The organism is Janthinobacterium kochi (assembly GCF_051380715.1).
Lineage (GTDB): Bacteria > Pseudomonadota > Gammaproteobacteria > Burkholderiales > Burkholderiaceae_D > Janthinobacterium.
In genome coordinates, this window is sequence record NZ_JBNYXO010000014.1 from 121,008 (window position 1) to 144,453 (window position 23,446).

Below are 23,446 nucleotides of genomic sequence, written 5' to 3' on the forward strand. Positions count from 1 at the left end.
CAACATTGCGAAAAAGCATGGAACTTGAATCCAGACTCCAGCGCAACTGCTTGCAGTGCCCGTGAGGATGCCGCGGACGAAAACGCCGACTATTGCGCATGCAGTAAGGGAAGGCGCAATGCACGCCTCCTTTGCCAGGCTTGCCTGGCCGACCTAGCTTTTCCCCGGAGAAAAACTCGGTGCCAATGAGGTCAATTCCTGAGCCAGCGCCTGATATTCTGGTTCAACCAGACGTGGCGGGATAACGACACCATGCAATTGCGCGCGTAAATCATCCCAGCGCTGTTGCAGAACTTCCCAGTTATATTCATCATACGTGCCCCGAAAAATGACTGGGCGTATGGTGATGCGAGGTATCGCCTCTGCCGATACACCGGCCTCAATGGCTGCGCGCACGTCAATTCCCCATTGACTGCCAAGCCGGTCGACACGACCAATTTGCTGCTCCACCACGCCAGGGTTCCATTCAGGATGCAACAGCACGACGGTACGGCAAGCTTTATGCAAATCCAGGCCTTCACGTCCTACCAACGATTGGGCTACCAGCACTTTCGGATAACTGTGCTGCCGGTTGAATGCCGCTTGCAGCAAGCGCCGGGTGGGTTGCTTGGTTGCCCCAACCATCAAGCGCGCAAAGCCGCCTTCCGGATTGCTGTATTCCGCCTGCAAGCGCTGCCACAGGACTTCCCAGCGTTTTCGCTGCATCTTTTCCTGATCTGCGTCATCATTCTCTTCATTCTGGCCGCCCATCGCATCGAAAAGCTCACAAAATGCCTGCGCATACGCGAGCGCACCATGTTCCCTATCCGCTTCACCCATCAGATCGGACAAGGCACGCGCCATCAGCGCGGAAGGGTGTAGTCCCTTTTTTGTCTCCATCTGCAGCCATTGCGCCTCGCTTTCGCAAAAGGCCTGGAACATTTGATAAATGGCAGATTTCTGAGCTGGCGCCAAGGCTTGCATGCCATGCTCTAGCGTCTCGAGCAAATGCCTGCGCACAGTTTCCCGTCGCCCCTGCTCGCGTTCATAGCGCTGCTTCAACAGCTCATCGAGCGTGGCAAAATCGACTTTCGTACCCAGCTGCAGCTGGGCCGCGCGCAGGGCACTCAACTCGTCAATCTTATGCGCTACCTTCCACTCCTCGCGATGTACCTTGGCCTGCGGCCAGGGCAAATCCTTCTCGATGCGGCGCAGCATTTCGCGCGCATTCAACAACGCTGTCAACGCATGCATGGGAATGCTGAAGCGCCCAAATACCAATACCTTGCCACCCTGTTGCGTGACCTCCTCAATCGCTTCGACTGCTGCCTGAATGGCAGGATGATCGAACAAGGACTCGCCATCGTCATCAAACACGTCACCCAATGCATTGAGCCACCACTTTGCGCGCGCCGCACGTTTGTCATCGTTGGCAACTAACACCTTGCCAGCAGCGCCAGACGCAGTATCTTGCATGGCTTCAATTTCATCATCCTTTTCCTGCGCGCCATCGGCCTCTATGCGTCGAATCTGATCCATCAAGCTGGCAATGCCGTGGCCATTGGCCAAGGTCAGGCGCAAACGCTTGGCCATGCCGTGCGTGGATTGACGCGCTACCAGTGAAAGCGACTCGGCCACACACACGGCGTGACGCCAGGCAGGCGCGAGCTTTTCAGTCTCAACCACGATTTCCCGTTGCTCACGGTAATCGCTCAGCGGGCGTCCCGTATGGCGCTGGAACAAACGAACGGTCTCGTCTTCACGCTTGTCTCGGCGAATAAGGAACGGTGCCAACTCCTGCTTGAATACTGTCGCCAGGCGGGCAAAGTCCAGACGGGCAGCTTCGCTGGTTCGCCACACTTGGCGCAGACGTAACGCTGCGGCTGCATACTCTTCAATAATCTGGCTTAGGCTGGCAACTTTGAGGGGATCGAGGCCGATGCGGTTCAGAATATCCTGCCACTGCTTTGCATTGAGTTCCACCGGGGTAGCGGTCAACACCAGACGGCGAGCATCATCGGTTGCCAGCATCACCGTGCCCAGCAAGGCCGATAAGGCACTCTCGGGCGCACGGTTCCGATGCGCCTCATCGGTAATGATCAGATCAAAGACGCCAAGCCCCATGCCGACTGCCTGCTGTAAAGGCTTGCGCAAGTCCTCGCGGTTACCATAGGAAGCGCTATCCCAGACATCGGCAGACCAAGGCACGGTCTCGCTTATCTGCGTCAGGCGGCGCCAGCCAGGGTGTTCGTCATCGATTGGCGTGGCTTTGGCAATACTGCATGCAGCGGCCTGCATTGCCTTGTAGCTATCAGATTCGCAACCACTGCGCGCACTCTTGTATCCGTTTGGCAAGCGTTCGCGAGTTTTCTTTCGCCACTGCGCCAGCAGTTCAGGCAGCAAGCCCCAGCGCCATGCACTGGCCGCATCGCCGAGACGCCAATTGGTCAAGCCATGGGAAACCAGCACGGCGGGCTGTTCAAACCATGGCGCCGCTTCTTTGCCTTTACCCTGCGGCTGCCACGCCTGCTGATACGCGGCCAGGCTGCGCACCAGGCCAGTGGCAGACAAACCACCTTCCAGCAATGCCTTTTGCCACTGAAAACCCAGCCCGGGCGGCACCAGAATCGCCACGCGGCCACCGGCGCTGATGACAGCTTTTGCCAGTGCCACGGCAATGCGTGTCTTCCCCATGCCAACTTCATCGGCAATGATCATGCCTGGCGAGAGCGCCAGCGAAGTCGAGATTTTCACCAGGCTGGCGCGTTGCCCCGCATTCAACTGCGCAGCCGCCGGACCATGTGCTTTTTCCAATGCATTCTGTTCGGCAACCATGGACGCCAGGCTTGCAAGCACCGCGTCCCATCCGTTAAATTGCTGCTTCATGCAGTTGCTCCTATTGCTGCGAGTTCATTTACGCCCCATGCCTCTTCAATACGCGCCAATGCCGCCTCATATGCCTGACCCGCCGGACTGTCGCTGGTGGCGGCGAAGTCCGGACGAAACGGGACTTGCCAAAGCGGACTCAGAGGGTTGATGGCAAGCCGTGTGAAGTTCAGCACCAAATCGCTGCCTGCCGCCTGCATCAGGCATTGTTCCAGTCGATGACACCAGGCATGCCAGTTAGGCTCCCGCAAAGCTGTTTGCTTGATGGCAATATTTTCAATCAGCTCCATCATGCTACGTATGCAATAGCGTGCCGCCGGCGACGGCGTGCTGCCACGCCCATCCTTCTTGTTGCCGCGCTTACGCTTGTCCCCTGGCACATCGTCATCGTCATCGGGTGGCAAAGGGAATCGCAGCAACAAACCCCATGCCTCTTCTAACTCAATGGGCAACAAGGGGATGCCAGCTATCCGTCCGTGTTCATCGATCACAGGCACGGCCGCAATCTGCATTTTGTCCGCGACACGCCAGCGCAGCATTACCTCACGCGGCTGTGCCGATGACCAGATGTAGCGCCCGCAAGTATCCACCGGACACGGATGCGCAGCACTGTCGAGCAACTCGAATTCGCCCGCCGCTTCGCCGTCGCTGACCAGCCAGCCGCCATCCTCGTTCTCCCGCCAAACCAGGTAGGCCAGCGGTGGCGCAAGAAACAGGACGGGACGTTCGGGCATATTGCCACCCGGCGCGACCGTCGTGGCATCCTCGACGCCACCTTCCTGCCACTGCACGGGCAATACCTCGCTCACCATCTGTACTGCTTGCTGTCCACGCGCGCGGCGCCATACAAGATGTTGCGGTGCGAAAATGACGCCAGCCTCCAGATTGCCGCCACCCGCGCGCATTTTCTCCACAATCCCGGGTCCCGTCAGATTGCCTGAGCCCAAGTACAACCATGGACGCAGGCACACATCGGAGCTCGGACGATGATTAGCGGAAAAAATGAACTTCGCATGCAGCTCACGCGGCGCGCTCCCGAATGCAGGAGGCGTGGCAGCTGCACGCACCGACCACCCAGCCTGCTGCAAACCCGGCATGCCGCTGTGCACGGCCTGGCAAGCAAGCGGATTAACAAAAACGTCGATCTCTGCCTTGGCCGTCAGCAGATCCGCCTCGTCCAGAGCCGCATGTATCTTTTTCAGCACCCCCGGGATGCACGTGGCGTCAGTCGCCGATTCATAAAATCCTGATCCCAGCGCCAGGTAATTGCGGGAAAAAGCTCCGCCCTGCTGCCTGACCATGGTCGGCAACTGGGCAAGCAATCCCTGCTTCCGATTGTCAAAATAGCGAGGCGCCAACGTCGTGCCACGCACCGTCGCCGTCACAGTCCGCAGCCAGGCCTCCACCATGTCCGCTGCCAGGTGAGATTGGCCCTCCTTGCCTGCGCTGGATGTGCCGTACAAGGCACGGAAATCAAAGTAAGCACGCAACCAGTTCAACATCTGCCACGCAGCGCTCAGATCCACGCGCCGCTGTTCGGACACGGCCGCGTGCAGATCGGCCCCATCGAGATCGATACGCCATACGAGATCGAGACTACGCTCCAGGCTGTCCCGGGTCCAGTTGCCAGTCGAAACGAGCAAGCGGATATGCCAATCATGTGGCTCGGCGGGATGCTGAAAACCCAGCACCGCCACCTTGGCATGCAGCAATTGAAACGGCGCCTTCTTGCACAGGCCTACATGCAAGATTCCCGGCGCTTCCACCGGCCGGATCTGCTCATTGCCGGGGTCCAACATGACAGCCAGCGCTATGGTGCCGGCATTGGCCCTGCCAGAAAACATCAGGCCAGTAAAACGCTCGACGGCATCGTCAAGAAATGCCGCATCAGCTGAATAGCCGCAAAGCCAGCCAAAGGTGCCGGCATACCCTTCCGGCGGGGTAAAATGCTGCGTCAGCGATAATGCAGGTGGAAAGTCGCTTGCATCGCTCATGACAAGACTCCCCCCAGTTCCGCTACCGGCATGCGCGGTGCCCGCTCGCCATGCAGGTCAAGATTAAAGAAGAAAAAATTGGGAATCCGCCGTGAAATGCCATCTGGAAAAACAGGCATTGATGAGGTATCCACGGCTGTCTCGATACCCGACTCTTCATCGCTGCGGGGAGCAGCCTGGGCAGCGCCCAGTGAAGGATCGAGCGTGGCGCGAAATGCCGCGCCAGGAATGATGCGATCAGCACGTAGTTGCAGAACCTGACCATCGCGTTGCACCAAGTTGCGCAACAGCATGGCATCGTCTGCTCCATGACACTCCATGCAGAATGTGCTTGCCACGTTGTCCGGCGTCGGATCATATTCTTGCAGCAAAAAGTTGCCTGCGCACGTACGCAAGACCGCCAGCTTTTCGGCGAGCTGCCCGGGCAAGGCCTGCTGCAAGGCCAGTTGCCGGGGTACCGCCGGGCTCATGACGACTTCCACCGCCTCAAGTAACGCAATCGCGGCATCCCTGGTCTGGAAGAACAAGGCGCCGACATGGAGATCACGCCAATGATCGGCGTCCGAAATTTCATCGGCAGGCAAGTGCCAGTCAACGGTGCGGGTGCCGGAGCGGTACAGTTTCTCCATCCAACGCAACGTATCTCGCCTGCGCTGCGACATGCTGCCGGTGCCCATTTCCAGCTGCTCACGCAGCCATTCACGCACGCTCAAGGGTAGCAACTCCAGGGGTGACAAGGCGGCCAGCAATGCCGGCGATTTTTCACCGATCTGATACTGCCCAAGAACCCAGCCCGTCAGGTGATCCAGAACTGTCCGGTTATGGGGTGCAAACCCGTGACACATGCGCGAGATCAATTCATACCCTTGCGGCGTGCACGCATAGGAATTGAACTGTTCGCCTGACGACGAGACCAGTCCCAAAGCCGGCAATGCCTGCACGGTCGCCATACGCATGGGCTGGGTGACATAAAAACTGCGCTGCCGTGCCTGCGCAAACGTCAAGGCAGTGGTTCCACGCATCTTTTGCGCGCCACGCAGACGTTCATTCGATTCCCAGCGTGTGGCACGCAAGGCCAGCAGACAAGCGAGCGCTTCAATGGCATTGGCCGTTTCGATATTGCTCACCACCATGTTTTGCGCACGCGCAGCCTGGGCGACGGCGACACCCAATGTCGCCAGGAACAATTGACGCCCAAACCACACGCCCCCCATGCCTGGTACGGCAAGGTCATTAAATGTACGTACGGCAACGCCCAAATCGAGCGTGCGCGTTCGCCGCTCATTGTTCAGCCATTCCGGCGCAAGCAGACCCCATTGCATTTCATGCATGTCAATTCCTGACGAATAAGATAGTGCCGCACCGGCGCCGGTATGGGCGGCGGTGCGGGAAGGTGGCGGCGCGCGATTGCGCAGCCGATTATGATTCGGCCGGAACGAGGCGTACTTCGACCCGCCGGTTCCTGGGGTTGCCAGGATCGGCAGCGTCCAGGGGATGCGAATCGCCATAGCCAGCAACGACGACATTCTTCGCGCTGGCGGCACTCAGGCGGCCGACCAGCAGGCGCCTGGCCTCACGCGCACGGGCGGCCGACAAGGTGTAATTGTCGTCATATACCGTGCAATAGCGTTCGATATCGGTGACCGGCTTGCTGACCGCCAGATTGTCGGTATGCCCTTCGACAAAGACTTGCGCGCCATGGTTGCTGGCCAAGAAATCGGCAATCACCGCCTCCGTCTTGCCAAACAGCTCGCGTGCCTGCGGCGTGATGCACGCGCTACTGCGCGCAAAGACGCTGTCGCTCCAGGTCATCTTGCCATTATCGATATCGAAGCGCACCAGCTGCGATGCGCCCTGGCTCGCCATATCCGCCTGCAACTGGCCAAGCATGGTGGCGATCTTTTTTCGCTGTGCAATGCTCCCCTTTTCCGCCTGCTCACGATGCGCCATTTCTGCCGCAGCATTCTTCAGGACGGCCATGACAAGCAGCAACATGACCACCGCCACCACCCCGGCCATCAGGTCGGAAATCGCGACCCATTCGTTTGGTTTCTCTTTCATTTCAGCTCTCGGCCACGTCAGCCTGCTGCGGACTCATTTCCTTCTTCTGGGCCGCCCGCATCAGCTCCACCATGGCGGCCAGCTCGGCAGTCACGCTGCCGATTGCCTCGCTCGCATTTTCGTTGCGGTTATTCAAGCGCTTGACTTCCTGCGCGCTGCTCGACACGGCACCCAGGCTGGACTTGATATCGTTGCCCAGTTTGTCCACCAATAGCGTCATGGCAGTGACTTTTTCGTCGAGCGCCGCACTGATCAAGGAGAAGTCCTTGCCGGCGGCGCTCTGGATTTTCACCGCTTCATCAAGCTTGCCAGCCATCTGCTGCATGGCGCTTCCCATGTTCTCGGAAGACTGTTCCACTGCCGCCGATATTTTTGCCGTGGCCGCCGTCAAGTCGGACGACATGGTATGAATGTTGCTGCTGAAACTGCCATTCATATCACGCAGCGTCGTATCCAGTTGCGTCTCCAGGCTCGACAAGGTCTGTTTCATTTGGCCCGACAACTGCTGTACCGCCGTAGAAATATCGGTTGTCGCGCCGCCCAGACTTGCCTCCATCTGCTCGAGTTTCGCACCAAAATTGTCGCTCATGCTGGTAATCGTTCCCGCCAGATCTTGCTTCACACCATCAAGCACCTGCTTCACATCGCTGCCAAATGCCTTAATCGCCACGTCCAGCAAGCCGGCGGAATGCCCGACTCCGGCGGCCGCGTCGGCCATTTGTTGCGACGACTGCGCCATCGCCTGCATATTTTCATTATTGGCTGCGACGAAGGCGGACAATTCCCGGCTGGTCGCCGCGCTGCTTGCGGCCATGTCATTGTTTTTATCCAACATGGCCGACATCAGCCCGGCGATATCGGACAGGCTGGACTTGGCCTGATTTCCCAAGCTGCAACTACTCTCCAGCAAGGCCCCGTTCTGCTCGAGCACTTTCCGGTTCGCGCCCAGTTCGCGCTCCAGCACGCTACCCAGCTGGACGCCCATGGCGCCAACGGCATCGACCAGCCGATCCGTGCCCAGACTGGCACGGCGCACCACTTCATCCCTCGCACCGTCGAGCTGTTCTTTCATTTTGCGCACACACCAGCGCAAGCGGCGCTCATCGACGCCCATGTAGGAAGAACATAATTTCAAGGTCAGGAAACCCATGATGCCCCACGTCGAGGTCTTGAACTTGGTGCCAAGCCCTTCCATCATGTGCATCAGTTGATCCATCGAATTCTTCATGCCATCGGCCGCACTGGTGTTGTGGCTGGTCAAGATATTCGATGCACTGTCCAGCGCCAACCCGAGACCAAGAAACGTCCCCAGCAATCCCAGGATCAGCAGGATGCCAGGCATGGTCTCGGCCAACTGCTCCGAACGCGTCGCAACCGCATGGCTGAGATCATTCACCGAACCATGCTCGGCGTCGAGCCGGCCGGACAGATCCCCCAGGCCGCCACCACTCCAGTTCGCCTCCCAGGAGGCGGCTGTGGCATTCTTGCGCAGCAAGATGAGTGTGGAGGCCACGCCAACGACTATGAGTAAAAAGAAAAAGAGCTGCAGAGGCTCGTAGCCAGGTATCAGGAAATGCAAGATATCAAGATTCATTAATCTACCGTTACTTCGATGAGTTGATCGGCACGCGCCTGGCTGTCCTGCTCAAAAATATTCGCAAAGTCCGTGATCAGACTCTGTTCTTCTTCCGTCAGCTCGCTCCACGGTTTCCCCTTCTGGACGCATGCGATAATCAACATGCCGACACGACTCCCCTCTTCGGCGAGAAAGCCCTTGCCCTCGGCCTCCAGGGTCTCGGCATCTTGCTCCAGCATTTGCAGGAATCCCTCGGCCGCACCGACATACTTGTGCAGATAGCGCTGATTAGCAGCGAGCTCATTGAGCTGCCGCGTCTCGGCCTCGACCGAATCCTGCAAGCCCACCAGGATGGTGCGGTCTTCCTCGTTCAATGTGGCCAAACGCTGTTCCATCAGCAGGCGGCGCAGCAAGGAGCGGTCTTTTGCCGCCGTCTGGTTCGCTTCTGTCCACGCCACTTCGCCTTTCTTCCATTTCTCGTTCCAGATCAAGATCATCTCTTCAAAAACAAAGGGAATGAGCTTTTTGCCGTAGATGGACTCCACGATGCCATCCAAACGTTCGATCTCTGCGTCCGACAGGGCTGGATCAGCCTCGAGCAGGACACTGCCCGTCGCGACAAGAAAAATGTCGTCTGAGGAAATATCGTCCACGCACTTCGCGCGTTTCAAGACCCCCTCCACGCGATTGAGCAGCTTTTGCGTGGCCCGCAAACGCAGGAAATGTTCGAAGTCATCGACCCCGGCGCCATCGAGACTGGTCTTGATGCCGCTTTGCACCAGGACGTAGTTATTGATTAACGCGGCCAGATCGAGTGCGTGACGCTGTTCGGGTGTTGCATGCTGCTGCGCATCCTTGAACGTTTCCTTGCGTTGTCTGGCCTCTTGCGCCTGCTCCTTGGAAAGGAAGGTTTCGCGCAGTTTTTGCGCAACGGTAATGCACCAACGCAAGGCGCTTTCCAATTTTTTGGCCAATTCGGCATTGGCAAATACTTGCAAGGCGCCCAGCAAGCCATCGAGGATGCCGGCCAAGCCTTTCAACCACGGATGCGGTGCATTTTGGGCCATGGACTGCAGCAATTTACGCGCCTTGGCGACATACGGCTCGGCCATGCGCCACAGCTCTTTGGCTTCGCCTATCACCGATTCGGCGCCATCCGCCATCCACACAATGGCTTTCGCTGCTGTTTCCTTCGCGACGCGCCAGGCATTTTTCGCCGCACCGGCAACGGCCGACCCCACGCTACCAAGAAAATTCCCAACTCTAGAAAAAAAACTCATCTTACTTCTCCTCGATTGTTTTAACGCCAAGCAACTGCTTGGCAAGTCCAGCCTGTCCATTTGCAGTACCCGCTTGCGATGCCACTTCCGCCTGGGCTGCCCTGATTTGCGTGATCGCATCTTGCAGATTATCAATCGCCAGCATGGCGGGCAAACGCGCTTTCTCCGCGGCAATCAGGGCTTTGGGCAGGGCCAGACGCATCGCCGTCCGGATCTCGCGCCCTGATAAATTTTCCGACAAGGCAGCGCATTGCTGTGCGAGTTCATGACGGTCACCCGCAATAGGTATTCCAGGAAGTAGCATCCGCTGCCATAAACGCACCCGAGCGGCAATGTCTGGCAAGGAAAAACGGATGTGGTGGGTTATCCTGCTGCGAAATGCAACGTCATAGTTCTTGGCGAAATTGGTGGCGAAAACAACGATACCGTCGAAGCGCTCCAATTCGATCAACAATGTGGAACGCATGGCATTGACTTCATTGTCGATGCCTTGCGTCACAGAAGAAAGTCGCTGCCCCAACAGGGTGTCTGCTTCATCAAAAAAAAGCAGGCCACCACAATCCTGCGCGGCTTGAAAGGCGATCTGGATATTTTTAGCTGTATCGCCCATATATTTACTCTCCAGATCCGCAATACTAATCTGAATAATAGGCAAACCCAGGGTTCCAGCCAGGCCCTCAGCCGCCAGGGTCTTCCCGGTTCCTGGCGGACCATAAAAATTCAGTACCGAACTGCGTCCCAGGGGATCGACTTCCGCAAACCCCCATTCCACATATATTTTTTTGTGAAAACGTATTTTCGCAAGACACTCGTCAAATTGATTTTGAGTTTCCACCGACAAAATTACATCCCGCAATGTAACCGCAGGTATGCGTGATGGAAACCGCGCCTCGGATATCGATTTTCGGTAGCCTGCTTCCGACTCAGAAGCTATTACCGGTATCTCCGCATCTCCGATAATGGACTTTTTTTCACGCTGCATATTTTTTCAAACAATCCTAAAATGATACCGATGCCATCTGGATGAGGAATTTTTAAAACCCGCAAATTATATTAAATACAGACACTAAACCGAAAGCAATAATTCAAATTCCGGATTAAATATATCAAGGTCTGCGACAAACTATGTCGCGTTGCTGGTAGATTCTGAAACCGGGATGTCATCTGTTGTACCAGCACTGCATGTGGCGGGTAATACAGCAGGCCACGACTTATGCAGGCGGGGCACTCAGGAATTTATTCGAAGCGAGAAGGATTCGCCCGACGCATAAGCCATTAAAACAGGCCAGGGTGACGCGGATGCAATGGAGGGATGAAAAGGATCACAGATCGGCACGCACAACGAAAAAACCGCTGACCCTCTTGCGAGAAATCAGCGGCTTCGAAATGGTTGCGGGGACAGGATTTGAACCTGTGACCTTCGGGTTATGAGCCCGACGAGCTGCCAGACTGCTCCACCCCGCAGACGAATTATATACCAGATTGTTGCGCGGCGTAAAGGGCATGATTTGACAATGTCAGTCCTGCCCCGCCTCCCGCATGTTACCGATGGGTAGCGCCAGGCAGAAATGAAAAAGCCGCCGATCTTTTTCAAGAGTCAGCGGCTTTCAGGTATTGGTTGCGGGGACAGGATTTGAACCTGTGACCTTCGGGTTATGAGCCCGACGAGCTGCCAGACTGCTCCACCCCGCACTCGAATTATAAGGGCAAACGGGCGACTTAGGCAATAGCTATCTCAACTTCGACCGCAATAGAGCCATTTAATTAAAAAAGGTCGGCCAATTGCCGGTTGGCATGGTGTCCGCCCGTCACGCCACGCCGCGCGCAATCGGTGTACAGTAAGCGTTACACTAGACACCCATTTTCCTAAGCCCGCCCATGAAATTCTGCTCCGAATGCGCCCATCCTGTCAGCCTGTCCATTCCGGAAGGCGACAACCGTCCGCGCTATGTCTGCGCCAACTGCGACGCCATCCATTACCAGAACCCGAAAATGGTGGTCGGCTCCATCCCCGTGTGGGAAGAAGATGGCCAGTTGCAGGTCTTGCTGTGCAAGCGCGCCATCGAGCCGCGCCTGGGCTACTGGACCCTGCCGGCCGGCTTCATGGAAAACGACGAGACCACGTCGGACGCGGCCGAGCGCGAAACGGTGGAGGAAGCGGGCGCCAATATCGAGCTGGGGCCCCTGTTTTCGCTGCTCAACGTGCAGCGCGTGCACCAGGTACACCTGTTCTACCTGGCGCGTTTGCGCGACCTCGATTTCGCACCGGGCATCGAAAGCCTGGACGTGCAGCTGTTTACGGAAGCGCAGATTCCCTGGGATGACCTGGCCTTCCCCACCATCCGCGCCACCCTGGAACTGTTCTTTGCCGACCGCGTGAAAATCCGCGAAGGCGGCAGTTACGGTGTCCATACGGGCGACATCACGCGCCCGATGGCGCGCCCGGATGCCGAGTAAGCCCATTCACCCCATTACCATTGCGATGGCATGATTCCCTGGCTCGACACCCACACGCCCTTTCCCGACGTCTCGCGCGCCCTCACCGATGAAGCGCCCGGCCTGCTCGCGGCCGGCGCCGACCTGTCACCCGCGCGCCTGCTCGATGCCTACAAACACGGCATCTTCCCCTGGTTTTCCGAAGGCCAGCCTATCCTTTGGTGGAGCAGCGATCCACGCATGGTGCTGATGACGGAGGACTTCAAGGTCTCAGACAGCCTGGCCAAGACGCTGCGCAAGGTCGAGCGCAGCGCCGCCACGGACGGGCGCTGGCAACTGCGCTTCGACGGCGATTTCGAAGGCGTCATGCGTGCCTGCGCCGCGCCGCGCAAGGATGGCCCGGGGACCTGGATCTCGGACGAGATCATCGCCGGCTACACGGGCTTGCACAAGCTGGGCTACGCGCATTCGTCGGAACTGTGGCTGGACGGGGAACTGGTGGGCGGCGCGTATGGCGTATCGATCGGGCGCATGTTCTATGGTGAATCGATGTTCGCGCGCGTCACGGATGGTTCGAAGATCGCACTGGCGCAGCTGGTGCGCTTTTTGAAAGCGCGCGGCGTGGCAATGATTGACTGTCAGCAAGAAACAAAACACCTGGCCTCGCTGGGCGCGGCGCCCATTTCACGCGCGCGCTTCTTGGCCCATGTGCGCAGCGCCATTGAAGCAAAGCAAATCACCGATTGGCATGCTGCACCACCGGCGTAAAAAAGCTATGATATCTCCAGGCACATTGCCGCGGACAGACCAGACAGGATCAGCATGACGCACCTGAACGAACTACCGTTTGCCACCCTGCAGTTCTACACGACGGCGCCCTACCCGTGCAGCTACCTGGACGACCGCCAGGCCCGCTCGCAGGTAGCCACACCGTCGCACCTGATCAACAGCGACGTGTATTCGGAACTGGTGCGTAACGGCTTTCGCCGCAGCGGTATTTTCACCTACCGCCCGTATTGCGATGGCTGCCAGGCCTGCATCCCCGTGCGTGTCGTGGCGCAATCCTTCACCCCCAACCGCAACCAGCGCCGCGCATGGAGCCGGCACGCCGACCTGCAGGCGGGCGTGGCCACCCTGTCCTTTCTTGACGAGCATTACGAGCTGTATCTGCGCTACCAGAGCACGCGCCACGCGGGCGGCGGCATGGACCAGGACAGCCGCGACCAGTACGCGCAATTCCTGCTGCAAAGCCGGGTCAACACGCGCCTGGTGGAGTTCCGCGAGCCCGATGGCACCCTGCGCATGGTCAGCATCATCGACGTGCTGGCCGATGGCCTGTCGTCCGTTTACACTTTTTTTGATCCGGACGTACCGGGCGCCTCGTACGGTACCTACAACGTGCTGTGGCAAATCGCCCAGGCGCGCGAACTGGGCCTGCCGTACATCTACCTGGGCTACTGGATCGCGCAAAGCCCGAAGATGGCGTATAAAATCAACTTCAAGCCGCTGGAAGCGCGCATCAAGGGTCAGTGGGTGATCCTGTAAAAAAAGTAATGCTGGGGTCAGACCCCCGCGAGCGTTAGCGCCAAGCTCAGAGCTAACAATCGAGAGGGTCTGACCTCTGCACTTCAGCTTACTTGCTCTTGTCCGGAAACGCCGGACGTGCAGGCCGCGCAGGCGGGTTCTTTGCCAGCTCGGCCTGGATCACTTCAATCGCCTTTTCCAGCTGCGGATCACGGCCGGCGATCACGTCGGCCGGCGTTTGCTCGACTTCGATATCGGGCGGCACGCCTTCGTTTTCCACGCCCCAGCCATTCTCGCGCGTCCAGAACGCCAGGTTCGGCGCCGTGATGAAGCCGCCATCCATCAGCACGGGAAAGCCCAGCACGCCCACCAGGCCGCCCCAGGTGGCCTTGCCGATCAGCGGACCCATGTTGTTTTTGCGGAACATCCACGGCAGCAAGTCGCCGCCCGAGCCGGCCGTCTCGTCGATCAGCATGGCGCGCGGCCCCTGGACAGAGGCCGATGGCGTCTTCATGTCGGCGCCATAGCGCATGGTCCACCAGGCGATTTCCTTCTTCTGCAGGATCTCGATGTAGTAATCGGCCACGCTGCCGCCGCCATTGAAACGCTCGTCGACGATGATGGCCTGCTTGTCCGCCTGCGGGAAGAAATAGCGCTTGAAGTAGGTGTGGCCCAGGCCCGCCGTATTGGGCACGTAGACGTATGCCACCTTGCCGCCCGTCGCCGCATTGACCTTGCGCATATTGCCTTCGATCCAGTCGCGGTTGCGCAAGGCATCTTCGGTCGGCACGGGCACCACGGTGATCGTGCGCGCGCCCTTGCCGTCGGCCGATGGCCCCACGGTCAGGTCGATGGCCTTGCCGGCCGTGTTTTCAAAGGCGCTGTACAAGTTGGTGGGCGGCAACAAAGGACGACTGTCGACGGCCAGCAGGTATTCGCCCGCCTTGACGTTCAGGCCAGGCTCCGTCAGCGGCGCGCGCAGGGCCGGATTCCAGTTCAAGCCGCCATACACTTTCTTGAAGCGGTAATGGCCGTCGCTGACCTCGTAGTCGGCGCCCAGAAGCCCGCCCGGCACCTTCTTCACCTCGATGAAATCATCGCCGCCGCCACCGCGGTGGTGGCCCACGGCCAGTTCGCTGCACATCCACTGGATCAATCGGTTCAGGTCGGCGCGGCTGGACAGCTCGGGCAGGAACACGGCGTACTTGTCGCGCATGGCCTTCCAGTCCACGCCATGCATGCCCGGATCATAGAAATAATCGCGGTTGATGCGCCACACTTCGTTGAAAATCTGCGTCCATTCGGCGCGCGGATCGGCTTTCACTTCGATGGCGTCGACCTTGATCTTGCCTTCGCCCGGCGCCAGCAGCTTGCCCGTGGCGCTCCCCATGGCCCAGTTATCCTTCTGGCGGTACAGCAGCCTCTTGCCGTCGGCCGAGACTTCGAAATCGTCAGCCTCCGCCACCACGGTTTCCGCCTTGCGTTCCTTCAGATCGAAGCGCTGCACGGCCTTCTTGCCATCGCTTTCGCGCAGCAAAAAGATCTGCCCCGCAGCGCCAGCCGTCAGGCTGGAGAACTGCGCGGCCGGCAGCGGCAAGTCGACGATGCGCGTGGCGATACCGTCAAAATCGATGTGGATCGGCGCCACGGGCGCCACCGCCACTTTCGGGTCGTCGCGGCCCGTCTTCGGATCGATCTTCGCTTCGCTCTTCGGCTCGGCTTCCGCCTTCGCCGTGTCTTTTTTGGCGTCCGCGCCGGCGGCCTTTTCTTCGTCGCTTTCCTTGATCAAAGGCGACGGCAAGTCGCGCCGCAGCACCGCCATCCAGACCGTGCGCGTGACGAGGTTGTCTTCATTCTGCTGCGAGAACCAGTTGTTGCTGGGGCCAGCATTGGTGGAAGCGAAGAAGTACAGGTATTTGCCGCTCTTGTCGAACACGGGTTGGGCCACGTCGGACAGGCCATCGGTCACGGGCATCGACTTGTTCTGCTCGACGGAATAGATGTAGGCGCTGCGCGTGTAGGTGGGCGAATTGAGCGTGTAGGCCAGCCAGCGCGAATCGGGCGCCCACGAGGCGCGCATGCTCTTGTCCACGCCATACATCGGTTCCGTGGCTATTCTTTGCACCTTGCCGTTGCCGACGTCGATCACATACAGGCTCCAGCCATTGTCGGCAAACGCGATCTTCCTGCTGTCGGGCGACCAGACGGCGTTGTCATAAAAGCCGCTGCCATTCAGCTTGAACTTGCGTACGGTGCCCTTGCCGTCCTGCGAGCGCACATGCAGTTCATATTCGCCCGACTCGTCCGAGAAATACGCAACCGAGCGGCCATCGGGCGACCAGATGGGCGTGCGCTCGTGGGCGCCGGCCGTCTGCGTCAGGTTGCGCACGTCGCCCTTGTCGGCGGGGATGGTGACGATCTCGCCCCGGTACTCGAAGGCGATGCGCGCGCCCGATGGTGAAATCGACGCATCGCGGATGTATTTCGCATTCTTGACCCAGCGGGGGCGCGCCTGCCCCAGGTCGCTGGCCACGCCGATGGCGAGTTTGCGCGCCTGACCGCTGGCGATGTCAAACGCGTGCAGATAGCCGGCCTGCTCGTAGACGATGGTGCCGTTCGCGGCCGACGCGTTGAGCACGGGGAAATCCGTGTGCTGCGTCAGCTGGCGCACGGCTTTCGTCTTGACGTCGTAGGCAAACAGGTTAAATTCGCCGTTACGGTCGGAGCGGAAGTACACGCTGTCGCCCAGCCACATGGGGTCGACGTCGTTCGAGCGCGTGGTCGGCTGGGGGATTTTTTCGATGGATTTGTCGCTGGACGAAAATAGCCACAGCCAGGAATTGGTGCCGCCCCGGTAGCGCTTCCACTGCTTGAAGGCGGGCGCCAGCGGGTTGTAGGCGATGCGCTTGCCGTCCGGCGAATACGCGGCGCGCGATGCGTTGGGGATTTCCAGCTGCGTTTCCACGCCTCCCGCCACCGGCACCGTAAACAGCTTCTGGAAGCGGTTGTTGAAGGCGGCGCGGGGCGAGGTGAACATCACGGCCTGGCCATCGGGCGTGAACGACTGCGTCAGATCCGCGCCCGGGTGGAAGGTCAGGCGGCGCGGCACGCCGCCCACCGCCGCGATCACATACACGTCGACATTGCCGTCGATATTGGCGCTATACGCGATCAGGCTGCCGTCGGGCGAGAAGACGGGATGGGACTTGTCGCCCAGGTCCGACGTCAATCGCCGCGCGCCGCCGCCGTCCAGATTCGACAGCCACAAATCACCCGCATAGATGAAGGCGATATGGCGGCTGGAGACGGCCGGTTCGCTCAGCATGCGGGTGTCTTGCGTATTGGGCAGGGCCAGGGCCGGGTGGCTCAGCAGCAGTGCGCTGGCAGCCGCGATGGCCGTCAAGATGCGTGTCTTTTTCAATCGATGTCTCACTTATTGTGTAAGAAAACAGAGGATATCAACAGTCTGGGCTGGACTCAATGTTGCTTGAGGCCAATGACAACTATACACCGGAGCCGGCGCGGAACACGGTAAAATACGGGCAATTACATAGCCGGCCGCCAGCCCTTCCCGGTAGCCAGCACACCTACTCAAAGCGCCCCATGTCCGAAAAATTCCTGTACTCCCTCGCCCGCCCGCTGCTGTTTTCGATGGATGCCGAAGCGGCCCACCATCTCACCCTGCCCGCCCTGAAACGCGCTAGCGCGCTGGGCCTGACGAAGCTGGCCAGCAAGCCTGCAGCCGATCCGCGCACGGTGATGGGCATCACCTTCCCGAACCCGGTCGGCCTGGCCGCGGGCCTGGACAAGGATGGCGCCTACATCGACGCGCTGGCCGATCTGGGTTTTGGCTCCATCGAAGTGGGCACCGTCACGCCGCGCGCGCAGGCGGGCAATCCGAAACCGCGCATGTTCCGCCTGCCGCAGGCGCAGGGCATCATCAACCGCATGGGCTTTAACAATGGCGGCGTGGACGCCTTCGTGGCAAATGTGCAGGCGTCGAAGTTTTACCAGAACCGCGCCGGCGTGCTGGGCCTGAACATCGGCAAGAACGCCGACACACCCATCGAACGGGCAGCCGATGACTACCTGCTGTGCCTGGAAAAAGTCTACCCCTACGCCAGCTATGTGACGGTGAACATCTCGTCGCCCAACACGAAAAACCTGCGCCAGCTGCAAGGCGCGTCCGAACTCGACGCCCTGCTGTCGCAGCTCAAAGAGGCCCAGGCGCGCCTGGCGGACCAGCACAAGCGCTACGTGCCGCTGGCCCTCAAAATCGCCCCCGACATGGATGGCGAACAGGTGAAAAGCATCGCCGAATCGCTCACGCGCCACCAGATCGACGGCGTCATCGCCACCAACACGACCCTGTCGCGCAGTGCCGTCGAAGGCATGCCGCACGGCGCGGAAGCGGGCGGCCTGTCGGGCGCACCGGTGTTTGAACTGTCGAACAATGTCATCCGTTTGCTGAAGGCGGAACTGGGCGACGCCTTGCCCATCATCGGCGTGGGCGGCATCATGCAGGGCAAGGATGCCTTGGCCAAGTTCGAGGCGGGCGCGCAGCTGGTGCAGCTGTACAGCGGCCTGATTTACGCGGGCCCAGCGCTGATCAAGGAGTGCGCGCGCGCGCTGCGCGGCAAGCAGGCGAAATGATAGCCAAGGTCAAGCTCGGTTCCAGCGGCCTGGAAGTGAGCAGTATCTGCCTAGGCACGATGACCTTCGGCGAGCAGAATAGCGAAGCCGAAGCGCACAGCCAGCTCGATTACGCGCTCGAGCGGGGTATCAACTTCATCGACACGGCCGAGATGTATCCGGTGATGGCCAGCGCGCAGACGCAGGGCAGCACCGAGCGCTACATTGGCAGCTGGCTGAAGAAAAGCGGCAAGCGCAGCCAGATCGTCCTGGCCAGCAAGGTGGCGGGGCCGAACTCGCGCATGCACTGGATACGCAAGGGCAAGACCGACCACGACGCGGCCAATATCCGCGCCGCCGTCGAAGACAGCTTGCGCCGGCTGCAGACGGAGCACATCGACCTGTACCAGCTGCACTGGCCCAGCCGCAACCTGCCCATCTTTGGCGCCAGCGTGTACAACCCGCGCAAGGAACACGCCTCGGTCGCCATCGAGGATACGCTGGCCGTGCTGGGCAAGCTGGTCGAGGAAGGCAAGATTGGCTACATCGGCGTGTCGAACGAATCGTCGTGGGGCGTGTGCGAATTCATCAAACAGGCCGAGCTGAAAGGCTTGCCGCGCATCGTATCCATCCAGAACCTGTACAACCTGACGGCGCGCCATTTCGAGACGAGCTTGCTCGATGAAACCTGTCACCGGGAAAACGTCAGCTTGCTGGCGTATAGCCCGCTGGCGTTCGGCCAGCTGACGGCGAAATACCTCGACGATCCGCAGGCCAAGGGACGCCTGACGCGCTTCCCGGCCGGCTGGAGCCCCCGCTACGTGCGCCCTGCCACCATCGCGGCAGCCAGCCAGTATGCGGCGCTGGCCCGCGCGCACGGCTTGACGCCGGCGCAACTGGCGCTGGCCTGGTGCTACTCGCGCTGGTTCGTGGCCTCGACGATCATCGGCGCCACCAGCGTGGCGCAGTTGCAGCAAAATATCGATGCGCATCAAGTTACCTTGTCGCCGGAACTGGTGGCGGCCGTCGACGCCATCCACGCCAGCGCGCCCAATCCGGGACAGTAAACGCCCTCCGTCTGGCGGCGCAGCTCAACGCAACGTAGCGCCAGACTACCCACTCTCCTCGCACCTAGTCGTATTTATACAACAGCTGGCAATTTACTGCTGTGCAGCATTGCAGCCTTGCCATGCCCGGTCGTATGCTGGAAACGAGGCCATATGCGCTACTCGCGCCATTTTTACGTGTTTCAGATATTTATTGCATATCGATAGACAGAACGATTCGTAAGCATGCCACGTGCCCACTGTTAATCTGATTGCATCACCGGACCGCCATGGTTCGCGCAACCACCAACCGAAGAGATATCGTCGATGAGTTCAAGCAACGCCCGCTCCCAGATTCCCGCCCTGCCCGTAAAAACCGTGATCGCCGCCAGCCTGATCGCCTGCTTCAGCCTGCCCATGCAGGCGCAAGCGCAGCAAGAGCTGCCGGCCGAAGGGGAATTGCAATCGGTGGTGGTCACCGGCACCTTCGCCAAGAACCGCCGCACCATCGATTCCGAATCGCCGATCGACATCCTCACCTCGCGCGACCTGCAAAGTACGGGTTCGGCCGAACTGGCCACCGTGTTGGCGCGTTTGTTGCCATCGATGAACTTTCCCCGTCCGACGGGTGCCGATGGCAGCGATGCCGTGCGCCCTGCCCAGCTGCGTGGCCTGTCGCCCGACCAGACCCTGGTGCTGGTGAACGGCAAGCGCCGCTACACCTCGGCCGTCGTCAACGTCAACGGCACCCTGGGCCGCGGCTCGGCGCCCGTCGACCTGAACGCCATTCCCCTGGCCGCCATCGACCACGTGGAAGTACTGCGCGATGGCGCAGCGGCCCAATACGGCTCCGATGCGATTGCCGGCGTGATCAACATCATCCTGAAAAAAGGCGCGGCCGGCGGCGATATCGAAGTGGGCTATGGCCAGACGCAGGAACGCGACGGCAAGCAAAAATCCATCAAGGGTTCGGCCGGCTTCGCCCTGGGCGACGATGGCTGGGTGCGTGTCTCGGCGGAAGTGGCGGATCGCGGTCCGACCAACCGTGCCGGCCGCGATTTCAGCAATCCGCTGGAACCGCGCTATGGCCAGGTCAACCTGCGCTACGGCGATGCCGAGAGCAAACCGGCTACCGTCTTCATCAGCAGCGAATACCATCTCAGCGACAACCTGGACTGGTATGCCTTCGGCGGTTACGGCCAGCGCGACACCTCGGCTGGCGCCACCTGGCGCGCCGGTTTGGTCAAGGACGACAAAGGACAATACGTCACGCGCTCGTCGATCTTTCCTGAAGGCTTCTTGCCGATCCAGAACAGCACCCTGACCGACCAGTCCCTGGTGACGGGCTTGCGCGGCGAAGCGGCAGGCTGGCGCTGGGATGCCAGCCTGAACTACGGTGGCAACAAGTTCAAGCTGGACCTCGACAATACCGTCAATTTCAGCCTGTCTGCCGCCAGCCCCACGCACTTCTATGTGGGCTCGCTGAAAAACGAACAGACCGTACTCAATCTGGATGCGGCGCGCGAATTTCCCGTCGCTTACTTTACGGGGCCGCTAACGGTGGCCATGGGTGCCGAAGCGCGCCATGAAAAATACACGATCGGCGCAGGCGAAGAAGCCTCCTATAGCGGCACCGGTTCGCAAGGCTTTGCCGGCTTCCGTCCCGAGAACGCCGGCAGCCACTCGCGTCACAATGAATCGATCTATGTCAACCTGGAAGCGGAAGCGACGAAAAACCTGTCCGGCGGCGTGGCCCTGCGCCATGAGCGCTACAGCGATTTCGGCAGCACCACCTCGGCCAAGGGTTCGGCCCGCTATTCGTTCAGCGATGCGCTATCCCTGCGCGGCACCGTGTCGAGCGGCTTCCGCGCACCGTCGCTGGCGCAGCAGTACTACACCATCACCACCACCAACTTTCAAGTCATCAATGGCACGAATACGGCTATCGAGACCGGTACCTTTGCCGTCAACACGCCGCAAGCGCGCGCCCTGGGCGCACAGGACTTAAAAGCGGAGAAAGCCCGCAACTACAGCCTGGGCCTGCAGTTCCAGCCCACCCGCAACTTCACGACGACGGTGGATGCCTATCGCATCGACATCGATGACCGCATCCTGTTCTCGGCCAATCTGATACTCAGCAGTGCTTTGAAAAACATCCTGGCCGCGCAGGGCACGCCGGTGGGCGCAGGACGCTATTTCACCAACGCCGTCGATACGCGCACGGAAGGCGTGGACATCGTCAGCACCTACCGCATCGACTTACAAGAGAAGGACCGCCTGGACTTGACCGTGGCCTACAACCACAACAAGACCTCGGTGCAGAAAGTAGCGGACAATCCGGCCATCCTGACGGCCAACAACCTGAAACTGATCGACCGCCAGACCATCGAGCGCGCCACCGTCGGTTCGCCGAAGGACAAGTTCAGCCTGGCCGCCGACTACAGCTTCGGCATCTGGAATGCGCACGGCGTCGTGACCCGCTACGGCAGTTTCATCGTGCCGCAAAACAATGCCCTGCAAGACCAGCACTACGATCCGCAATGGGTGCTGGATGTGTCCGGTTCCGTCAAGCTGGGCAAGAACTGGCGCCTGGTGGCCGGCATCGACAACGTCACCAACCGCTATCCGGACCAGATCACCAGCGTGGGCAACCTCAACAATGGCGGCACTCAGCCGTACAGCGGTTTCGCGCCGAACGGTTTCAACGGCCGCTATTACTACGCCAAGGCGGGTTATAGCTGGTAATAGCTGGCAATAGCAACGCAGCACGGGAGGCATCTGCCTCCCGTTTTTATTCCCGCCTATCGAATAAAGCCCTGGTGTACGGGTGGCCATCCTGGCAGGCAATCGGCTACCATGGACATTCCCCCACTCTGACGACGGACCACCATGCCCAGCTGGCACCTGGCCGACGCCGCCGAACTGGCGGCGCGCCATCCCTACACCTTCTATAAATCACCGCCCGAGGCCATCGCCCAGGTGCGCCCGGGTGAGGTGGTCAAGCTGATCTTCGCCTTCCACAGCGACGATCCGCAAGCGCCTGGCGCCGAACGCATGTGGGTGCTGGTCGAGACGGTGGAAGCGCATGGCAACTTCACTGGCAAGCTCGACAACATGCCCGGCTACATCCCCGATTTGAAAGCCAAAGACGCCATCGCCTTCGAAGCGCGCCACATCATCAATACGCAACACGACGATGACGACAATCTCGTCAACCGCTATGCTGGCCTGTGCTTTGTGACAAAACGCGTGCTGGAAGATGGCGCGCCCGTCGGCTATCTGTACCGCGAGGAGCCGGACAACGGCGACGACAGCGGCTGGCGCTTCACCGCCAACGACGAGAGCGACGACTACATCAACGACAGCGCCAACGTGTCCCTGGTATCGCTCGGTGCCGTGCTCAGCGTGGACGACCGTTTCATCCGCCTGCTCGATGCTCCGGCCGGGTCGGCCTATGCTTTCGACCACAACACGCAACAATTCATGGCGGTTGACGAATGACAAGCGATGAACTGAAAGACTTTTGCGCGGCCCTGCCCGGCGCGCAAGCCGTGCTGTACGGTGCGCCGTCGAACATCCTCGTATATGCAGTGGAGGGGAAAAAATTGGTTCATCGCGTTTTACCGGGGAAGGCATCCTTGATTTTGAGGAAGAAATATGCAGAGTCCCGGAACCCGTAGGCCATCCGTTTGATGACTTTGATGCGGTTGTTGACGCCTTCAAGAATGGACGAATTCATCGGATAGATGGCCGAGGCGATGATGCCCCGGACGTATTTGCGTAAGCGCTTGGCGAACTTGATCACGGGGGCGATCTTGCTCTCGAGGGCGAGGCGCATCCAGCGTTTCCATCGACGCGCGCCCTCGCGAACGGATGGCGCGAACCAGATTTCCTTGAGTTCAGTTTTGAGCAAGTTGAGGTACCCTGACTTTTTCGGACACTCTAGTTTGGTAAACTTCACCGACTGGAGAACTTATGACACGCTCAACAACATACACACCGGAGCTTCGGGAAGAAGCGGTAAAACTGGTC

The 23,446-nt window shown here is 59.7% G+C and carries 15 protein-coding genes, 2 tRNA genes and 1 pseudogene; 7 read left to right on the plus strand and 11 right to left on the minus strand.

Annotated features, from left to right (window positions below):
- Window positions 1–153: 153 nt before the first annotated feature.
- The 9 genes from ACQ4WL_RS23780 to ACQ4WL_RS23820 all read right to left on the minus strand — a co-directional run bounded on the left by ACQ4WL_RS23780 (window position 154) and on the right by ACQ4WL_RS23820 (window position 11,468).
- Complete coding sequence (locus ACQ4WL_RS23780) at window positions 154–2,865, minus strand: helicase-related protein (protein WP_436511957.1); 2,712 nt, start codon at window positions 2,863–2,865, stop codon at window positions 154–156.
- Entirely contained in the window at window positions 2,862–4,859 is a 1,998-nt protein-coding gene (locus ACQ4WL_RS23785) for a phospholipase D-like domain-containing protein (protein ID WP_436511958.1), read from the minus strand. The genes ACQ4WL_RS23780 and ACQ4WL_RS23785 overlap by 4 nt, the downstream gene beginning before the upstream one ends.
- Window positions 4,856–6,190 carry a hypothetical protein gene (locus ACQ4WL_RS23790; protein WP_436511959.1) on the minus strand — a complete coding sequence of 445 codons (1,335 nt, stop codon included), beginning with the start codon at window positions 6,188–6,190 and terminating at the stop codon, window positions 4,856–4,858. The genes ACQ4WL_RS23785 and ACQ4WL_RS23790 overlap by 4 nt, the downstream gene beginning before the upstream one ends.
- An 88-nt stretch (window positions 6,191–6,278) precedes the next feature.
- Window positions 6,279–6,920: an OmpA/MotB family protein gene (locus ACQ4WL_RS23795; RefSeq protein ID WP_436511960.1), complete on the minus strand. Its 642-nt coding sequence runs from the start codon at window positions 6,918–6,920 to the stop codon at window positions 6,279–6,281.
- A gap of 1 nt (window position 6,921) precedes the next feature.
- Window positions 6,922–8,514, minus strand: coding sequence for a hypothetical protein (locus tag ACQ4WL_RS23800; protein WP_436511961.1), 1,593 nt, complete (start codon window positions 8,512–8,514; stop codon window positions 6,922–6,924).
- Window positions 8,514–9,776, minus strand: a complete 1,263-nt coding sequence (locus ACQ4WL_RS23805; RefSeq protein WP_436511962.1) for a hypothetical protein — start codon at window positions 9,774–9,776, stop codon at window positions 8,514–8,516. The genes ACQ4WL_RS23800 and ACQ4WL_RS23805 overlap by 1 nt, the downstream gene beginning before the upstream one ends.
- Before the next feature lies 1 nt (window position 9,777).
- Window positions 9,778–10,758, minus strand: a complete 981-nt coding sequence (locus ACQ4WL_RS23810; RefSeq protein WP_436511963.1) for an ATP-binding protein — start codon at window positions 10,756–10,758, stop codon at window positions 9,778–9,780.
- 405 nt (window positions 10,759–11,163) lie between these two features.
- Window positions 11,164–11,240, minus strand: a tRNA-Met gene (locus tag ACQ4WL_RS23815).
- Window positions 11,241–11,391: 151 nt separating this feature from the next.
- Window positions 11,392–11,468 (minus strand) — tRNA-Met (locus ACQ4WL_RS23820).
- A gap of 186 nt (window positions 11,469–11,654) precedes the next feature.
- On the opposite strand from ACQ4WL_RS23820, the gene ACQ4WL_RS23825 reads away from it, so the two are divergent.
- From ACQ4WL_RS23825 to ACQ4WL_RS23835, 3 genes are read left to right on the plus strand one after another with little or no spacing between them, the layout of a single operon-like run.
- Entirely contained in the window at window positions 11,655–12,233 is a 579-nt protein-coding gene (locus ACQ4WL_RS23825; protein WP_071075798.1) for an NUDIX hydrolase, read from the plus strand.
- Between the two features lie 30 nt (window positions 12,234–12,263).
- Window positions 12,264–12,980: a leucyl/phenylalanyl-tRNA--protein transferase gene (gene aat / locus ACQ4WL_RS23830; RefSeq protein ID WP_436511964.1), complete on the plus strand. Its 717-nt coding sequence runs from the start codon at window positions 12,264–12,266 to the stop codon at window positions 12,978–12,980.
- 54 nt (window positions 12,981–13,034) lie between these two features.
- Window positions 13,035–13,757 carry an arginyltransferase gene (locus ACQ4WL_RS23835; protein WP_426071567.1) on the plus strand — a complete coding sequence of 241 codons (723 nt, stop codon included), beginning with the start codon at window positions 13,035–13,037 and terminating at the stop codon, window positions 13,755–13,757.
- Window positions 13,758–13,845: 88 nt separating this feature from the next.
- On the opposite strand, the gene ACQ4WL_RS23840 is transcribed toward ACQ4WL_RS23835, so the two are convergent.
- Window positions 13,846–17,157, minus strand: a complete 3,312-nt coding sequence (locus ACQ4WL_RS23840) for a S41 family peptidase (RefSeq protein WP_436511965.1) — start codon at window positions 17,155–17,157, stop codon at window positions 13,846–13,848.
- 182 nt (window positions 17,158–17,339) lie between these two features.
- On the opposite strand from ACQ4WL_RS23840, the gene ACQ4WL_RS23845 reads away from it, so the two are divergent.
- From ACQ4WL_RS23845 to ACQ4WL_RS23860, 4 genes are all read left to right on the plus strand, one after another.
- Window positions 17,340–18,389, plus strand: coding sequence for a quinone-dependent dihydroorotate dehydrogenase (locus tag ACQ4WL_RS23845; protein ID WP_436511966.1), 1,050 nt, complete (start codon window positions 17,340–17,342; stop codon window positions 18,387–18,389).
- Window positions 18,389–19,435: an aldo/keto reductase gene (locus ACQ4WL_RS23850; RefSeq protein ID WP_436511975.1), complete on the plus strand. Its 1,047-nt coding sequence runs from the start codon at window positions 18,389–18,391 to the stop codon at window positions 19,433–19,435. Before ACQ4WL_RS23845 ends, ACQ4WL_RS23850 begins: the two co-directional genes overlap by 1 nt.
- 306 nt (window positions 19,436–19,741) lie before the next feature.
- A complete protein-coding gene (locus ACQ4WL_RS23855; protein WP_436511967.1) occupies window positions 19,742–22,159 on the plus strand; it encodes a TonB-dependent receptor plug domain-containing protein in 2,418 nt (805 codons plus the stop codon).
- A gap of 144 nt (window positions 22,160–22,303) precedes the next feature.
- Complete coding sequence (locus ACQ4WL_RS23860) at window positions 22,304–22,915, plus strand: immunity protein Imm33 domain-containing protein (RefSeq protein WP_436511968.1); 612 nt, start codon at window positions 22,304–22,306, stop codon at window positions 22,913–22,915.
- A 109-nt stretch (window positions 22,916–23,024) separates the two neighbouring features.
- Here ACQ4WL_RS23860 and ACQ4WL_RS23865 read toward each other — a convergent pair.
- Window positions 23,025–23,327 (minus strand): annotated as a pseudogene (locus tag ACQ4WL_RS23865) (transposase); the annotation flags it as partial.
- Window positions 23,328–23,446: the final 119 nt, after the last annotated feature.

Excerpts from the sequence above, each read along its gene's own strand:
- ACQ4WL_RS23780 (WP_436511957.1), bottom strand. The coding sequence starts at position 2,865 with ATGAAGCAGCAATTTAACGGATGGGACGCGGTGCTTGCAAGCCTGGCG.
- ACQ4WL_RS23785 (WP_436511958.1), bottom strand. The coding sequence starts at position 4,859 with ATGAGCGATGCAAGCGACTTTCCACCTGCATTATCGCTGACGCAGCAT.
- ACQ4WL_RS23790 (WP_436511959.1), bottom strand. The coding sequence starts at position 6,190 with ATGCATGAAATGCAATGGGGTCTGCTTGCGCCGGAATGGCTGAACAAT.
- ACQ4WL_RS23795 (WP_436511960.1), bottom strand. The coding sequence starts at position 6,920 with ATGAAAGAGAAACCAAACGAATGGGTCGCGATTTCCGACCTGATGGCC.
- ACQ4WL_RS23800 (WP_436511961.1), bottom strand. The coding sequence starts at position 8,514 with ATGAATCTTGATATCTTGCATTTCCTGATACCTGGCTACGAGCCTCTG.
- ACQ4WL_RS23805 (WP_436511962.1), bottom strand. The coding sequence starts at position 9,776 with ATGAGTTTTTTTTCTAGAGTTGGGAATTTTCTTGGTAGCGTGGGGTCG.
- ACQ4WL_RS23810 (WP_436511963.1), bottom strand. The coding sequence starts at position 10,758 with ATGCAGCGTGAAAAAAAGTCCATTATCGGAGATGCGGAGATACCGGTA.
- ACQ4WL_RS23825 (WP_071075798.1), top strand. The coding sequence starts at position 11,655 with ATGAAATTCTGCTCCGAATGCGCCCATCCTGTCAGCCTGTCCATTCCG.
- aat (WP_436511964.1), top strand. The coding sequence starts at position 12,264 with ATGATTCCCTGGCTCGACACCCACACGCCCTTTCCCGACGTCTCGCGC.
- ACQ4WL_RS23835 (WP_426071567.1), top strand. The coding sequence starts at position 13,035 with ATGACGCACCTGAACGAACTACCGTTTGCCACCCTGCAGTTCTACACG.
- ACQ4WL_RS23845 (WP_436511966.1), top strand. The coding sequence starts at position 17,340 with ATGTCCGAAAAATTCCTGTACTCCCTCGCCCGCCCGCTGCTGTTTTCG.
- ACQ4WL_RS23855 (WP_436511967.1), top strand. The coding sequence starts at position 19,742 with ATGAGTTCAAGCAACGCCCGCTCCCAGATTCCCGCCCTGCCCGTAAAA.
- ACQ4WL_RS23860 (WP_436511968.1), top strand. The coding sequence starts at position 22,304 with ATGCCCAGCTGGCACCTGGCCGACGCCGCCGAACTGGCGGCGCGCCAT.